Genomic DNA, 15,552 nt, shown 5'->3' on the forward strand with positions numbered 1-15,552 from the left:
TGGAAGTCATCGATAGCGGCAGGATTATCCGTTTGCCCCGGAAGTGAAACTACAGGAACATTGGCCTATACGTCATCCCTGCATGCCTTCACTCATGCCGGGACGACAGGAATCCCGTGAATTAGCCTATATCAAGAGGCCATCCTTCGATGATCGCCCAGCTGCCGACCGTCGCCCCGAGCGCCAACTACCCCGAATTCCTCGAAGCCCTGCGCAACAGCGGCTTCCGTGGCCAGATCAGTGCCGACTACGCTACCCGCACGGTGCTGGCCACCGACAACTCGATCTACCAGCGCTTGCCGCAGGCAGCGGTGTTCCCGCTGGACGCCGACGACGTGGTGCGGGTCGCCACGCTGATGGGCGAGCCGCGCTTCCGCCAGGTCAAGCTGACCCCGCGTGGCGGAGGCACCGGCACCAACGGCCAGTCGCTGACCGACGGTATCGTGGTCGATCTGTCACGGCACATGAACAAGATCCTCGAAATCAACGTCGAGGAGCGCTGGGTACGGGTGCAGGCGGGTACGGTCAAGGACCAGCTCAACGCCGCGCTCAAGCCGCACGGGCTGTTCTTCGCCCCCGAGCTGTCCACCTCCAACCGTGCCACCGTCGGCGGCATGATCAATACCGATGCCAGTGGCCAGGGCAGCTGCACCTATGGCAAGACCCGCGACCACGTACTGGAGCTGCACAGCGTGCTGCTCGGTGGCGAGCGCCTGCACAGTCTGCCGATCGACGATGCCGCGCTGGAGCAGGCCTGTGCCGCGCCCGGCCGGGTCGGCGAGGTGTACCGCATGGCGCGGGAGATCCAGGAAACCCAGGCAGACCTGATCGACACCACGTTTCCCAGGCTCAACCGCTGCCTGACCGGTTACGACCTGGCGCACCTGCGCGACGAACAAGGCCGCTTCAACCTCAACAGCGTGCTGTGCGGCGCCGAGGGTTCGTTGGGCTACGTGGTCGAAGCCAAGCTCAATGTGCTGCCGATCCCCAAGTACGCCGTGCTGGTCAATGTGCGCTACAGCAGCTTCATGGATGCCCTGCGCGATGCCAATGCGCTGATGGCACACAAGCCGCTGTCGATCGAGACCGTCGACTCCAAGGTGCTGATGCTGGCGATGAAGGACATCGTCTGGCATAGCGTCGCCGAATACTTCCCGGCCGACCCCGAGCGCCCGACCTTGGGCATCAACCTGGTGGAGTTCTGCGGCGACGAGCCGGCTGAGGTCAACGCCAGGGTGCAGGCGTTCATCCAGCACCTGCAGAGCGACACCAGTGTCGAGCGCCTGGGCCATACCCTGGCCGAGGGCGCCGAGGCGGTGACCCGGGTCTATACCATGCGTAAACGTTCGGTGGGCCTGCTGGGCAACGTCGAGGGCGAAGTGCGCCCGCAGCCGTTCGTCGAGGACACCGCAGTACCGCCGGAGCAACTGGCCGACTACATCGCCGAGTTCCGCGCGCTGCTCGATGGCTACGGCCTGGCCTATGGCATGTTCGGCCACGTCGACGCCGGTGTGCTGCACGTGCGCCCGGCGCTGGACATGAAGGACCCGGCCCAGGCCGCGCTGGTCAAGCCGATCTCCGATGCCGTGGCGGCGCTGACCAGGCGCTACGGCGGCCTGCTGTGGGGCGAGCACGGCAAGGGCCTGCGTTCGGAGTACGTGCCCGAGTACTTCGGTGAGCTGTACCCGGCGCTGCAGCGCCTGAAAGGCGCCTTCGACCCGCACAACCAGCTCAACCCCGGCAAGATCTGCACCCCGCCGGACAGCGCCGAGGGCCTGACCAGGGTCGATGGCGTGACCCTGCGCGGCGATCTCGACCGCACCATCGACGAGCGCGTGTGGCAGGACTTCGGCAGCGCCGTGCACTGCAACGGCAACGGCGCCTGCTACAACTACGACCCCAACGATGCCATGTGCCCGTCGTGGAAGGCCACCCGCGAACGGCAGCATTCACCCAAGGGCCGCGCCTCGCTGATGCGTGAGTGGCTGCGCCTGCAGGGCGAGGCGAACATCGATGTGCTGGCTGCGGCGCGCAATCGAGTGTCCTGGCTCAAGGGCCTGCCGGCACGCCTGCGCAACAACCGCGCACGCAGCCAGGGGCAGGCAGATTTCTCCCATGAGGTGTACGACGCCATGGCCGGCTGCCTGGCGTGCAAGTCGTGCGCCGGGCAGTGCCCGATCAAGGTCAACGTGCCGGACTTCCGCTCGCGCTTCCTCGAGCTGTACCACGGCCGCTACCAGCGCCCGCTGCGTGACTACCTGATCGGCTCGCTGGAGTTCACCATCCCGTACCTGGCCCACGCGCCAGGGCTGTACAACGCGGTGATGGGCTCGAAGTGGGTGAGCCGGCTGCTGGCCGACAAGGTGGGCATGGTCGACAGCCCGTTGCTCAGCCGCTTCAACTTCCAGGCTACCCTGGCCCGCTGCCGTGTCGGCGTGGCCAGTGTGCCAGCCCTGCGTGAACTGACCCCGGCCCAGCGTGAACGCAGCATCGTGCTGGTGCAGGACGCCTTCACCCGCTACTTCGAAACGCCACTGCTGTCGGCTTTCATCGACCTGGCGCACCGCCTGGGCCACCGCGTGTTCCTGGCCCCGTACAGCGCCAACGGCAAGCCGCTGCATGTGCAGGGTTTCCTCGGTGCGTTCGCCAAGGCGGCGATCCGCAATGCCACCCAGCTCAAGGCCTTGGCTGACTGCGGCGTGCCGCTGGTGGGCCTGGACCCGGCGATGACCCTGGTGTACCGCCAGGAGTACCAGAAAGTCCCGGGCCTGGACGGCTGCCCGAAGGTATTGTTGCCGCAGGAGTGGCTGATGGACGTGTTGCCGGAGCAGGCAGCGAGCGCGTCGGGCAGTTTCCGCCTGATGGCGCACTGCACCGAGAAGACCAACGTGCCGGCCAGCACCCGCCAGTGGGAGCAGGTGTTCGCCCGCCTGGGGCTTAAGCTGGTGACCGAGGCCACTGGCTGCTGCGGGATGTCCGGTACCTATGGGCACGAGGCGCGTAACCAGGAAACCTCGCGGACCATCTTCGAGCAGAGCTGGGCGACCAAGCTGGACAAGGAAGGCGAGCCGCTGGCGACGGGGTATTCCTGCCGTAGCCAGGTCAAGCGCATGAGCGAGCGGCAGATGCGCCACCCGCTGGAAGTGGTGTTGCAGTACGTCCAGCGCTAGGTTTCCGGGCCTCGGGGGCTGCTTTGCAGCCCATCGCGACACCAGGCCGCTCCTACAGCAAGCGTGAGCTGCGCCTCAGATCAAGCGCGCGGTACCTGTAGGAGCGGCCTGGTGTCGCGAAAGGGGTGCAAAGCACCCCTGTTGTTAGAGACCCCGCTGACGCCGCACCTGCCTGTACAGATACAGGCTCAACAGCAACCCGCAAGCCGCCGCTGCCGCTGCAAACAGAAACATCGAAGCAAAGCCGAACCCCGCCGCCACCGCGCCCACCAGCGGCCCGGTCACCCCCAGCGACAAGTCGATGAACAGCGAATAGGCCCCGACCGCAGCCCCGCGGTTGGCCGCTGTCACCTGGTTCACCGCCTCTACCCCCAGCGCCGGGAACACCAGCGAGAAGCCGAACCCGCTCAGTGCGGCGCCTGCCAGCGCCAGTTCGGCACTCGGCGCCAGCCACAGCATCAGCAGCCCGAACGTTTCCACCGACAGGCAGGCGATCGCCACGCGGAACCCGCCAATCCGGTTGATCAGGTTGCCGAACAGCAGCCGTGCGCTGATGAAGCTGGCGCCGAACAGGCTCAGGGTCAGCGCTGCATTGGCCCAGCCGCGGCTGGCGTAGTACAGGGTGATGAAGGTGGCGATGGTGCCGAAGCCGATCGAGCCCAGGGCCAGCCCCGAACCGTGTGGGAACACCTTGCCCAGCACCCGCAGGAACGGCAGGCGCACGCCGCTGACGATCGGCGCCGCCTGCCGGGGCCAGGCCAGCAGCAGGCCGAGCGCGCACAGCAGGATGATGCTCGCACCCATGCTCCACAGCCCCAGGCCTTTGACCATCAGCACGCCCAGCGGGGCGCCGATGGCCAGCGCGCCGTAGCTGGCGATGCCGTTCCAGGAGATGACCTTGGCGGTGTGTTCGGCACCGACCCGGCCGATCCCCCAGCCGATCGACCCCGAACCCACCAGGCTTTCGGCGCTGCCCAGTACCAGGCGGCCGGCCAGCAGGCTGGCCAGGCTCAGCCAGGGCAGGTGGGTGAGGACGGCACAGGCCAGCATGAACACCCCGCTGAGGCCGCACCCGGCCAGGCCATACAGGACTGCTTTCTTGCTGCCATGGTTGTCGATGATGCGGCTGGCCGTGGGGCGGCTGAGCAGGGTGGCCAGGTATTGCACGCTGATCACCAGGCCGGCGACCACGGCGCCGAAGCCCAGGTCGTTGTGCACATAGCCGGGCAATACGGCCAGAAGGATGCCGATGTTCAGGTAGCCGATGAAGGTGAAGAGGACGATGGAGACGACTTGCAGGGTGACCGCAAGGGGGCGCGGTGAGTCGGGCATGGGGGCCTACGTGGGTTCTGGACGGTGTGAAAACGTGATGACGGGGGTAGCCCGCAGGTCAGCCGTTTTCACACAGTCGGGGATGCGCGGTTAGTCCTGGTCAGCGCTGGATTGATCGTCACCATCCTGCTCGACGGCAGCTGCCGGTTCGGCATGAACGGTTACGGTTGGCTCTTCTGGGTTCAGGCTTGGGAAGGGAAGATTCGGGATTTCATGCATCTCGTCGTTCCTCGCAAGTGTGAGTGAAAAGTCTGCGCCAGGCGCGTTTGAAGCTTCGCAAAGCTGGGGCAGGATACACAAGTCTGGATGACAGTTTGGTTTTTTTGCCGGTCGCCGGTCGGTTTTGCGGGCGAACAGCGGACATTTTCCCTGCAAAAACTGGGGCCGCTTCGCGCCCCTTCGCGGGCGTGCCCGCTCCCACAGGGACCGCGTAAATCCTTGGTTATCGCGGTCCCTGTGGGAGCGGGCACGCCCGCGAAGGGGCGCGAAGCGGCCCCGATTCCCAAGCGGTTACTTGCGGCCTTCAGCCGTCTCCGCCACCTTGTCAGTGCGCGCGCACATGATGAAGTCGTTGCGGTGCAGGCCCTTGATCGAGTGGCTCCACCAGGTCACGGTGACCTTGCCCCACTCGGTCAGCAGGCCCGGGTGGTGGCCTTCGGCTTCGGCGATTTCGCCCACGGCATTGGTGAACGCCAAGGCGTGCTTGAAGTTCTTGAACAGGAAGACGCGTTCCAGTTCCATGTGGCCATCGCGTACTTCGATGTTCCAGTCCGGGATCTCGCGAATCAGCTCGGCCAGCTCCTCGTCAGTGACTTTCGGGGCGTCGGCGCGGCAGGCTTCGCAATGGGCTTGGTTCAAGGCATTCATGTGGTGTTTTCCGGTTCGAGTTGTTATCGGCAAGGTCGCTCAGGCGGCGACCTTGGGTGGAAACTTCGGTGCGTGCAGGCCCAACTGCATGGCTTGATGAACCATGCCCATGATGTCTTCGTGGGCCAGGTCGAACAGGCACTTCATGTTCGGCAGCACGAAATACAGCGGCTGCAGGATGTCGATGCGGTACGGGGTGCGCATGGCTTCGATCGGGTCGAAGGGCTGGTGCTCCGGCTCGGCAGACAGACTGTAGACGGTTTCTTTCGGCGACGAGAGGATGCCGCCACCATAGATTTTGCGGCCTTGGGCGGTTTCGATGAGGCCGAACTCGATGGTCATCCAGTACAGGCGCGCCAGGTACACGCGCTGCTCCTTGGTCGCGGCCAGGCCGAGCTTGCCGTAGGTATGGGTGAATTCGGCGAACCAGGGGTTGGTCAGCAGCGGGCAGTGGCCGAAGATCTCGTGGAAGATGTCGGGCTCTTGCAGGTAGTCCAGCTCTTCCGGGGTGCGGATGAACGTGGCGACCGGGAAGCGCTTGCTGGCGAGCAGCTCGAAGAAGGTCTGGAAGGGGATCAGTGCCGGCACCCGGGCAACCTGCCAACCCGTGGTGGCGCCCAGCACCTTGTTGATCTCGCCCAGTTGCGGAATCCGGTCATGCGGCAGCTTGAGCTGGTCGATGCCGTCCAGGTATTCCTGGCAGGCGCGGCCTTCGATCACTTTCAGCTGGCGGGTGATCAGGGTGTTCCATACCGCATGCTCTTGCTGCGGGTAGTCGATAAAACCGTGCGCATCGGGCTCGCGTGCCACGTATTGCGTCTGTTTCATGTGGCTCTCCTGGTGAGGGCTTTTCTTGTTATGTGCAGGACATGCCTAAGGAATATCCCTTCGCCGGCTGCTTTGCACGGGGGTAGGAGATAGGCGGGATGGGCTTCTTGCGGCGTTTTCGTAACGAATATTTTACAAAACCCAGCAGGTGTCGGAAAATCCGAGGCATCTGGCTGATGCCTAGGCGGTTTTTGTCAGCTTATCTTTACGACTTTTCTGCGCTGTAGTGAAAAACCTCGGCGCTTCGAGAGCCCTCATGCGTATCAAAGTGCATTGCCAGAACCGTATTGGCATCCTGCGCGACATCCTCAACCTGCTGGTGGAGTACGGCATCAACGTGCTGCGCGGCGAGGTGGGCGGTGACCATGGCAACGCCATCTACCTGCATTGCCCCAACCTGATCAATTTGCAGTTCCAGGCGCTGCGGCCCAAGTTCGAGGCCATCGCCGGGGTGTTCGGCGTCAAGCGCGTGGGGTTGATGCCCAGCGAACGTCGCCACATGGAGCTGAACGCGCTGCTGGGCGCGTTGGACTTCCCGGTGCTGTCGATCGACATGGGCGGCAGCATCGTCGCCGCCAACCGCGCGGCAGCCCAGTTGCTGGGTGTGCGGGTGGACGAGGTGCCGGGCATGCCGCTGGCGCGCTATGTCGAAGACTTCGACCTGCCGGAGCTGGTGCGCGCCAACAAATCGCGCATCAACGGCCTGCGTATCAAGGTCAAGGGCGATGTGTTCCTGGCCGATATCGCGCCGCTGCAGTCCGAGCACGACGACAGCGAGGCGCTGGCCGGTGCAGTGCTGACCCTGCACCGCGCCGACCGCATCGGCGAGCGTATCTACAATGTGCGCAAGCAGGAGCTGCGCGGTTTCGACAGCATCTTCCAGAGTTCGCGGGTCATGGCTGCCGTGGTCCGCGAGGCGCGGCGCATGGCACCACTGGATGCGCCCTTGCTGATCGAGGGTGAGACAGGCACCGGCAAGGAGTTGCTGGCGCGTGCCTGCCACCTGGCCAGCCCGCGCGGGCAGTCGCCGCTGATGGCGCTGAACTGCGCCGGCTTGCCCGAGTCGATGGCCGAGACCGAGCTGTTCGGTTACGGCCCCGGGGCCTTCGAAGGTGCGCGGGCCGAGGGTAAGCTGGGGCTGCTGGAGCTGACCGCCGGTGGCACGCTGTTCCTTGATGGGGTAGGGGAGATGAGCCCGCGCCTGCAGGTGAAGTTGCTGCGCTTTCTCCAGGACGGCTGCTTCCGCCGCGTAGGCAGTGATGAAGAGGTGTACCTGGACGTGCGGGTGATCTGCGCGACCCAGGTGGATTTGTCCGAATTGTGCGCGCGTGGCGAGTTCCGCCAGGACCTGTACCACCGGCTCAATGTGTTGTCGCTGCACATTCCGCCGTTGCGCGAATGCATGGACGGCCTGGAAGGGCTGGTGCAGCACTTTCTCGACCAGGCCAGCCGGCAGATCGGTTGTGCCATGCCGCGCCTGGCGCCGGCGGCGATGGACAAACTTGCCCAGTACCATTGGCCGGGCAATGTAAGGCAACTGGAAAACGTATTGTTCCAGGCGGTTTCGTTATGCGATGGCGGCGTGGTCAAGAGCGAACATATTCGCTTGCCGGATTATGGCGCGCGGCAACCGTTGGGTGAGTTTTCGCTGGACGGGGATCTTTCGCAGATTGTCGGGCGCTTTGAGAAGGCGGTGCTGGAAAGTTTGATGGGGGAATTCCCGAGTAGTCGGGCTTTAGGTAAAAGACTGGGTGTTTCGCATACGACCATTGCCAACAAGTTGAGGGATTACTCGCTTGGCAAGTCTGCAGATTAATCAGGCTTTATAAAAGGCGGGACTGCTGCGCAGTCCTTTCGCGACACAAGGCCGCTCCTACAAGTACTGCGCAGGCTTCAAACATTGCGCGGTACCTGTAGGAGCGGCCTTGGGTCGCGAATGGGGCCCGCAGGGCCCCCAATTCACAAGGTATCAGCCGTTCGAGCAGCCGTTCCCCATCACGCGGTATTCGAGAATGTGCTTCTGGCCCTTGGAGTCTTCATAGGTCATGCGGGCTGGCACCACTTCGCATACATTGGGCACTTCGCTCATGGAAATGACGCGGGCAATGTCCAGGTGCTGCGCGTAGTTGTACTGTTCAACCGGAATCTGCTCGGCATCTTTGCCTTCGCCGGCCATCGCCGCGCCGCAAAGACTGCCAAGTACCAATACCAGTAAAGCTTTCATTTTCTATTTACCTGTCTAAGGTCGTGAGGGGGCGCGCGGCGCTTTTGGCGCCGCGAGTATTGCTGGTTTAACTATCGGGATAAGACGGGGATTAACGCTTGCCTTCGTGGGGGCTGTTACCAGTTGTTAATCGCCTTGCCGTTGCTGGCGAGATGAATTTTAGGGTTGTCGCCAAGGCTGAAACAGTGGGGCTTTTGATAAAGTGTTTTGGCAGAATCTGTAACAATCGTCTGGGCAACCCGCCAATAGTCGCTTCGTCACGGCTGTAAAGCCCATGCTAGAGCGTCCGTGCTGTACGGGCGTACCAAATTACTACCAACGTCGAATGGCTTTTGTCGCTCTGGTACAGTTACAAACGGTCCCATACAAAAACAACTATTACACCGAGGTAACACAGATGAGTGCGGCTCCACTGTATCCCGTTCGTCCCGAGGTTGCGGCCACCACGCTGACCGACGAGGCCACCTACAAGGCCATGTACCAGCAGTCGGTGATCAACCCGGACGGCTTCTGGCGCGAGCAGGCCCAGCGTATCGACTGGATCAAGCCGTTCACCAAGGTCAAGCAGACCTCCTTCGACGACCACCATGTCGATATCAAATGGTTCGCCGACGGCACTCTGAACGTTTCCTCCAACTGCCTGGATCGCCACCTCGAAGAGCGCGGCGACCAGCTGGCCATCATCTGGGAGGGCGACGATCCTTCCGAGCACCGCAACATCACCTACCGCGAACTGCACGAGCAGGTCTGCAAGTTTGCCAACGCCCTGCGTGGCCAGGATGTGCACCGCGGTGACGTGGTCACCATCTATATGCCGATGATCCCCGAGGCCGTGGTCGCCATGCTGGCCTGTGCCCGTATCGGTGCGATCCACTCGGTGGTGTTCGGTGGCTTCTCCCCCGAAGCGCTGGCCGGGCGGATCATCGACTGCAAGTCCAAGGTGGTCATCACCGCCGACGAAGGCGTGCGCGGCGGCCGCCGTACCCCGCTCAAGGCCAACGTCGACCTGGCACTGACCAACCCGGAAACCAACAGCGTGCAGAAGATCATCGTGTGCAAGCGCACCGGTGGCGAGATTGCCTGGCACCAGCACCGCGACATCTGGTACGAAGACCTGATGAAAGTGGCTTCCAGCCACTGCGCACCGAAGGAGATGGGCGCCGAGGAAGCGCTGTTCATCCTTTACACCTCTGGCTCCACCGGCAAGCCGAAGGGCGTGCTGCACACCACCGGCGGTTACCTGGTATACGCCGCGCTGACCCATGAGCGCGTGTTCGACTACCGCCCGGGCGAGGTGTACTGGTGCACCGCCGACGTCGGCTGGGTCACCGGCCACAGCTACATCGTCTACGGCCCGCTGGCCAACGGCGCCACCACGCTGCTGTTCGAAGGCGTGCCGAACTACCCGGACATCACCCGCGTGTCGAAGATCATCGACAAGCACAAGGTCAACATCCTCTACACCGCACCAACTGCCATCCGCGCAATGATGGCCGAAGGCGAGGCCGCGGTGGCCGGGGCCGACGGCTCCAGCCTACGTCTGCTGGGCTCGGTGGGCGAGCCGATCAACCCCGAAGCCTGGAACTGGTACTACAAGGCCGTGGGCAAGGAACGTTGCCCGATCGTCGATACCTGGTGGCAGACCGAAACCGGCGGCATCCTGATCAGCCCGCTGCCAGGTGCCACTGGCCTCAAGCCGGGTTCGGCCACCCGTCCGTTCTTCGGCGTGGTGCCGGCCCTGGTGGACAATCTGGGCAACCTGATCGAAGGTGCCGCCGAAGGTAACCTGGTGATCCTCGATTCCTGGCCGGGGCAATCGCGTTCGCTGTATGGCGACCACGACCGCTTCGTCGACACCTATTTCAAGACCTTCCGTGGCATGTACTTCACCGGCGACGGCGCGCGCCGCGACGAAGATGGCTACTACTGGATCACCGGCCGCGTGGATGACGTGCTCAACGTGTCCGGTCACCGCATGGGCACTGCCGAGATCGAAAGCGCCATGGTGGCGCATTCGAAAGTGGCCGAGGCGGCGGTGGTGGGCGTGCCGCATGACATCAAGGGGCAGGGCATCTATGTGTATGTCACCCTCAATGCCGGCATCGAGCCCAGCGAGCAGTTGCGCCTGGAGCTGAAGAACTGGGTGCGCAAGGAAATCGGCCCGATCGCCTCGCCGGATGTGATCCAGTGGGCGCCGGGGCTACCGAAGACCCGTTCGGGCAAGATCATGCGCCGCATCCTGCGCAAGATTGCCACGGGCGAATACGGCGCGCTGGGTGACATCTCGACCCTGGCCGACCCGGGGGTGGTGCAGCACCTGATCGATACCCACAAGGCGATGAGCCTGGCTTCGGCCTGATAATGGGCCTGTACGCGATCCCTTGTAGGAGCGGCCTTGCGTCGCGATGGGGCGCGAAGCGGCCCCGGCAATTGAGGCTGCGAAGCTGAAATCCTGGGGCCGCTTCGCGCCCCATCGCGACGCAGGCCGCTCCTGCAGGGGCGCGCGCCTGCAGCAAGAACCCCGCCCGGGCAACCGGCGGGGTTTTTGCTTTACTGTTACCCGACATTCATCGGTAACTGTTCTGTCACCGTTGGCGCACGGCATCGGGGCGCCAGGAAACAATTCCGCTTCGTTTCGGTGCATTTCGCCGGCATTTTTCCCCGCGCAACACGCTACACTTGCCGTACTACAAGGCTTTGCCAATAATAGGCCCGGGAATTGCTAGGTCTATAGGTTCTATTTCTTGCGCTTTTGCATATTTTGCACTGGCTGTCAACATCGCCCGCAGCGGTTTCAGGCGCTTCTGTAAGTAGTTGTCGCTTTGAAGAAATATCGACTACCGGGCTGTCGCTAGAATGCCACTCACACGCTCGTGGTCTGCGACCTTGGTCGATACCCTGCGCGGCTCGCGTTGTACCCATTCGCATATCGGGCAGCCGTTACCTGCCTTGTATTGCCCCGTACCGATGGAGTTACCTGATGAAGAAGCTCGCACTGCTTGGCGCCCTGGCGCTGTCCGTGTTTTCCCTGGTATCGCAGGCCGATGAAAAACCGTTGAAAATCGGTATCGAGGCCGCCTACCCACCCTTTGCCTTCAAGCAACCTGATGGCAGCATCGCCGGTTTCGACTACGACATCGGCAACGCGCTGTGCGAAGAGATGAAAGCCAAGTGCACCTGGGTCGAGCAGGAATTCGACGGCCTGATCCCGGCGCTGAAGGTGCGCAAGATCGACGCCATCCTGTCGTCCATGTCGATCACTGACGACCGCAAGAAATCGGTCGACTTCACCAAGCGCTACTACCTGACCCCGGCGCGCCTGGTGATGAAGGAAGGTACCACCGTCAGCGACAGCCTGGATGAACTCAAGGGCAAGAAGATCGGCGTGCAGCGCGGTTCGATCCACGACCGCTTCGCCAAGGAAGTGCTCGGCGCCAAGGGTGCCACCGTGGTGCCTTACGGCACCCAGAACGAAATCTACCTGGACGTGGCAGCCGGTCGCCTCGATGGTACCGTGGCTGACGCCACCCTGCTGGAAGACGGCTTCCTGAAGACCGACGCTGGCAAAGGTTTTGCCTTCGTCGGCCCGTCCTTTACCGACGCCAAGTATTTCGGTGACGGCATCGGCATTGCCGTGCGCAAGGGTGACGACGCCAACCGCGAGCGCATCAACAAGGCCATCGACGCCATCCGCGCCAATGGCAAGTACAAAGAAATCGAGAAGAAGTACTTCAACTTCGATATCTACGGTCCAGACTCGAACTAAGACGTCGGGTTTCACCTGTGCAATGGTGCAAACAGCAGAAACTCTGAGGTTTGCACCATTTTTCATTCTCTAGGTCGAGGACCTCATCATGTTGAAAGGCTACGGGGCAGTCATCCTCGACGGGGCGTGGCTGACGCTGCAGCTCGCCCTGTCGTCGATGGCCCTGGCCATCGTGCTCGGCCTGATCGGTGTGGCGCTGCGCTTGTCGCCGGTGCGCTGGCTGGCCTGGCTGGGCGATCTGTATTCCACGGTGATCCGTGGCATTCCGGACCTGGTCCTGATCCTGCTGATCTTCTACGGCGGGCAGGACATCATCAACCGGGTGGCGCCGCTGTTGGGCTATGAAGACTACATCGACCTGAATCCGCTGATCGCGGGTATCGGTACCCTGGGCTTCATCTTTGGCGCGTACCTGTCGGAAACCTTCCGTGGCGCGTTCCTGGGCATTCCCAAGGGGCAGGCCGAAGCGGGCGTGGCCTATGGCATGAGCAATCGCCAGGTGTTCTTCCGCATCCAGGTGCCACAGATGATTCGCCTGGCTATTCCAGGTTTCACCAACAACTGGCTGGTGCTGACCAAGGCCACCGCGCTGATCTCGGTGGTCGGCTTGCAGGACATGATGTTCAAGGCCAAGCAGGCGGCCGATGCCACCCGCGAGCCTTTCACCTTCTTCCTCGCGGTGGCGGCCCTGTACCTGGTACTGACCAGTGTCTCGCTGCTGGCCCTGAAGTATCTCGAGCGCCGCTATTCGGTGGGCGTCAAGGTGGCTGAACTATGATCTTCGACTACAACGTCGTCTGGGAGGCGTTGCCGATGTACTTCGGCGGCCTGCTGACCACGCTCAAGCTGCTGGCCATTTCGCTGTTCTTCGGCCTGCTGGCGGCCATTCCGCTGGGCCTGATGCGGGTGTCCAAGCAGCCGGCAATCAACCTGGTGGCCTGGCTCTACACCTATGTGATCCGCGGCACGCCGATGCTGGTGCAGCTGTTCCTGATCTACTACGGCCTGGCGCAGTTCGAGGCGGTGCGCGAAAGCGTCCTGTGGCCGCTGTTGTCCAGCGCCACGTTCTGTGCCTGCTTGGCGTTCGGCATCAACACCAGCGCCTACACTGCCGAGATCATCGCCGGCAGCCTCAAGGCCACGCCGCATGGCGAGATCGAGGCGGCCAAGGCCGTGGGCATGTCGCGCATGAAGATGTACCGGCGCATCCTGCTGCCGTCGGCCCTGCGCCGGGCGCTGCCGCAGTACAGCAACGAAGTGATCATGATGCTGCAGACCACCAGCCTGGCGTCGATCGTCACCCTGATCGACATCACCGGTGCTGCGCGCACGGTCAATGCCCAGTACTACCTGCCTTTCGAGGCCTATATCACGGCGGGCGTGTTCTACCTGTGCCTGACCTTCATCCTGGTGCGCCTGTTCAAGATGGCCGAACGCCGCTGGCTCGGCTACCTGGCGCCGCGCAAGCACTGACCGCTTTGTGAGAATCGACAGCATGTACAAACTCGAAGTCCAAGACCTGCACAAGCGCTACGGCAGCCATGAAGTGCTCAAGGGCGTGTCCCTGTCGGCCAAGGCAGGCGATGTCATCAGCATCATCGGCTCCAGCGGTTCGGGCAAGTCGACCTTCCTGCGCTGCATCAACCTGCTGGAGCAGCCGCACGCCGGCAAGATCCTGCTCAATAATGAAGAACTCAAGCTGGTGCCGGGCAAGGACGGTGCGCTCAAGGCCGCCGACCCGCGTCAGTTGCAGCGCATGCGCTCGCGCCTGTCGATGGTGTTCCAGCATTTCAACCTGTGGTCGCACATGACCGCGCTGGAGAACATCATCGAAGCGCCGGTGCATGTGCTCGGGGTGAGCCGCAAGGAAGCCCTGGAAAAGGCCGAGCACTACCTGGCCAAGGTCGGTGTGGCGCACCGCAAGGACGCCTTCCCCGGGCACATGTCCGGCGGCGAGCAGCAGCGGGTGGCCATTGCCCGGGCGCTGGCGATGGAGCCGGAAGTGATGCTGTTCGATGAGCCGACTTCGGCGCTGGACCCGGAGCTGGTGGGCGATGTGCTCAAGGTCATGCAGGCCCTGGCCCAGGAAGGCCGGACCATGGTCGTGGTAACCCACGAAATGGGCTTTGCCCGCGAGGTGTCGAACCAGCTGGTGTTCCTGCACAAGGGGCTGGTCGAAGAAACCGGTTGCCCGCGCCAGGTGCTGGCCAATCCGCAGTCGGAGCGCCTCAAGCAGTTCCTCTCCGGGAGCCTGAAGTAAAAGCTGCATTTCTGCACCATAATAGGGCATGCTGCGCGGCGAGCGCAGCCTGACCCGGCGCACAGACTCGAACGACCTCAGGTTTCGGACCGCACCCTATGACCACCCAGCGAATCGGTTTTCTCATCTGGCCCAATACCAGGCCCTTGACCCTGGCGCTGGCCGAGGAAGTGTTGCAGGTGGCGCAGCGGGTGCACCCGGAGGTGGTCTACGAGCTGCTGTTCCTGCAGGCGGAGCCGGCGCAGGAGGGCAGTTGGCGCCTGCCGGGCGAGCCGTGGAATGGCCGCCTTGACGGTTGCCAGAAGCTGTTCCTGCTGGCTGACGAGCCGCCGGCGGCGGTGGCGGGCCCCCTGGTGGCGGCGCTCAAGCAGCTGGCGCGCAGCGGCTGCATGATCGGCGGGCTGTCGGCCGGGGTCTATCCCCTGGCGATGCTGGGCCTGCTCGACGGTTATCGGGCGGCGGTGCATTGGCGTTGGCAGGATGATTTTGCCGAGCGTTTCCCCAAGGTCATCGCCACCAGCCACCTGTTCGACTGGGACCGCGACCGCCTGACCGCCTGTGGTGGCATGGCAGTGACCGACCTGCTGCTGGCGGTGCTGGCGCGAGATCATGGTGCGGAACTGGCCGGGGCGGTGTCGGAGGAGTTGGTGGTCGAACGCATCCGCGAAGGGGGAGAGCGCCAGCGCATTCCGTTGCAGAATCGCCTTGGCTCCAGCCACCCCAAGCTGACCCAGGCAGTGCTGCTGATGGAAGCGAATATCGAAGAGCCGCTGACCACCGACGAAATTGCCCAGCATGTGTGCGTGTCACGCCGGCAGCTGGAGCGCATCTTCAAGCAGTACCTCAACCGCGTGCCGAGCCAGTACTACCTGGAGCTGCGGCTGAACAAGGCGCGGCAGATGCTGATGCAGACCAGCAAGTCGATCATCCAGATCGGGCTGTCCTGCGGTTTCTCTTCGGGGCCGCATTTTTCCAGTGCCTACCGCAACTTCTTTGGCGCAACGCCGCGGGAGGATCGCAACCAGCGGCGTAGCAGCAGCCCGTTCGAACTGAGTTCGGCGCCTGCCGAAAAAGGCTGATATTTCCTTACCCTGTGCCGGCACTT

13 protein-coding genes are annotated in these 15,552 nt (G+C 63.2%); 8 read left to right on the top strand and 5 right to left on the bottom strand.

Going from position 1 to position 15,552, the window contains the following annotated elements:
* The first annotated feature begins 149 nt into the window (after positions 1-149).
* Positions 150-3,170, top strand: a complete 3,021-nt coding sequence (gene ydiJ, locus JKP78_RS21120; protein WP_200627534.1) for a D-2-hydroxyglutarate dehydrogenase YdiJ — start codon at positions 150-152, stop codon at positions 3,168-3,170.
* Positions 3,171-3,314: 144 nt separating this feature from the next.
* On the opposite strand, the gene JKP78_RS21125 is transcribed toward ydiJ, so the two are convergent.
* From JKP78_RS21125 to phhA, 4 genes are all read right to left on the bottom strand, one after another.
* Positions 3,315-4,502: an MFS transporter gene (locus tag JKP78_RS21125; RefSeq protein WP_200627536.1), complete on the bottom strand. Its 1,188-nt coding sequence runs from the start codon at positions 4,500-4,502 to the stop codon at positions 3,315-3,317.
* 90 nt (positions 4,503-4,592) lie between these two features.
* Positions 4,593-4,721 carry a hypothetical protein gene (locus JKP78_RS25245; RefSeq protein ID WP_256098753.1) on the bottom strand — a complete coding sequence of 43 codons (129 nt, stop codon included), beginning with the start codon at positions 4,719-4,721 and terminating at the stop codon, positions 4,593-4,595.
* A 291-nt stretch (positions 4,722-5,012) separates the two neighbouring features.
* Positions 5,013-5,369 (bottom strand): 4a-hydroxytetrahydrobiopterin dehydratase, encoded by a 357-nt coding sequence (locus JKP78_RS21130; RefSeq protein WP_003254532.1) that lies wholly within the window; start codon positions 5,367-5,369, stop codon positions 5,013-5,015.
* 39 nt (positions 5,370-5,408) lie between these two features.
* On the bottom strand, positions 5,409-6,197 hold the full coding sequence (phhA, locus tag JKP78_RS21135) for a phenylalanine 4-monooxygenase (protein ID WP_186688623.1): 789 nt from the start codon (positions 6,195-6,197) through the stop codon (positions 5,409-5,411).
* Positions 6,198-6,453: 256 nt separating this feature from the next.
* Here phhA and JKP78_RS21140 point away from each other — a divergent pair, with 256 nt between their 5' ends.
* Positions 6,454-8,013: a sigma-54-dependent transcriptional regulator gene (locus JKP78_RS21140; protein ID WP_170031234.1), complete on the top strand. Its 1,560-nt coding sequence runs from the start codon at positions 6,454-6,456 to the stop codon at positions 8,011-8,013.
* Positions 8,014-8,166: 153 nt separating this feature from the next.
* On the opposite strand, the gene JKP78_RS21145 is transcribed toward JKP78_RS21140, so the two are convergent.
* Complete coding sequence (locus JKP78_RS21145; RefSeq protein WP_170031232.1) at positions 8,167-8,421, bottom strand: DUF2790 domain-containing protein; 255 nt, start codon at positions 8,419-8,421, stop codon at positions 8,167-8,169.
* A 397-nt stretch (positions 8,422-8,818) separates the two neighbouring features.
* Between JKP78_RS21145 and acs the strand changes: the two genes are divergently transcribed.
* From acs to argR, 6 genes are all read left to right on the top strand, one after another.
* On the top strand, positions 8,819-10,780 hold the full coding sequence (gene acs, locus JKP78_RS21150) for an acetate--CoA ligase (RefSeq protein ID WP_170031230.1): 1,962 nt from the start codon (positions 8,819-8,821) through the stop codon (positions 10,778-10,780).
* 621 nt (positions 10,781-11,401) lie between these two features.
* Complete coding sequence (locus tag JKP78_RS21155) at positions 11,402-12,187, top strand: ABC transporter substrate-binding protein (RefSeq protein WP_186688625.1); 786 nt, start codon at positions 11,402-11,404, stop codon at positions 12,185-12,187.
* Positions 12,188-12,275: 88 nt separating this feature from the next.
* On the top strand, positions 12,276-12,965 hold the full coding sequence (locus JKP78_RS21160) for an ABC transporter permease (RefSeq protein ID WP_012273568.1): 690 nt from the start codon (positions 12,276-12,278) through the stop codon (positions 12,963-12,965).
* Positions 12,962-13,660, top strand: a complete 699-nt coding sequence (locus JKP78_RS21165; protein WP_186688628.1) for an ABC transporter permease — start codon at positions 12,962-12,964, stop codon at positions 13,658-13,660. The genes JKP78_RS21160 and JKP78_RS21165 overlap by 4 nt, the downstream gene beginning before the upstream one ends.
* Positions 13,661-13,682: 22 nt before the next feature.
* Positions 13,683-14,447, top strand: a complete 765-nt coding sequence (locus tag JKP78_RS21170; protein ID WP_170031224.1) for an ABC transporter ATP-binding protein — start codon at positions 13,683-13,685, stop codon at positions 14,445-14,447.
* A gap of 98 nt (positions 14,448-14,545) precedes the next feature.
* Positions 14,546-15,526 (top strand): transcriptional regulator ArgR, encoded by a 981-nt coding sequence (argR, locus tag JKP78_RS21175; protein ID WP_186688630.1) that lies wholly within the window; start codon positions 14,546-14,548, stop codon positions 15,524-15,526.
* The last annotated feature ends 26 nt before the right edge of the window (positions 15,527-15,552 follow it).

This window comes from Pseudomonas sp. LAM2023, assembly GCF_016620375.1.
Lineage (GTDB): Bacteria > Pseudomonadota > Gammaproteobacteria > Pseudomonadales > Pseudomonadaceae > Aquipseudomonas > Aquipseudomonas anuradhapurensis.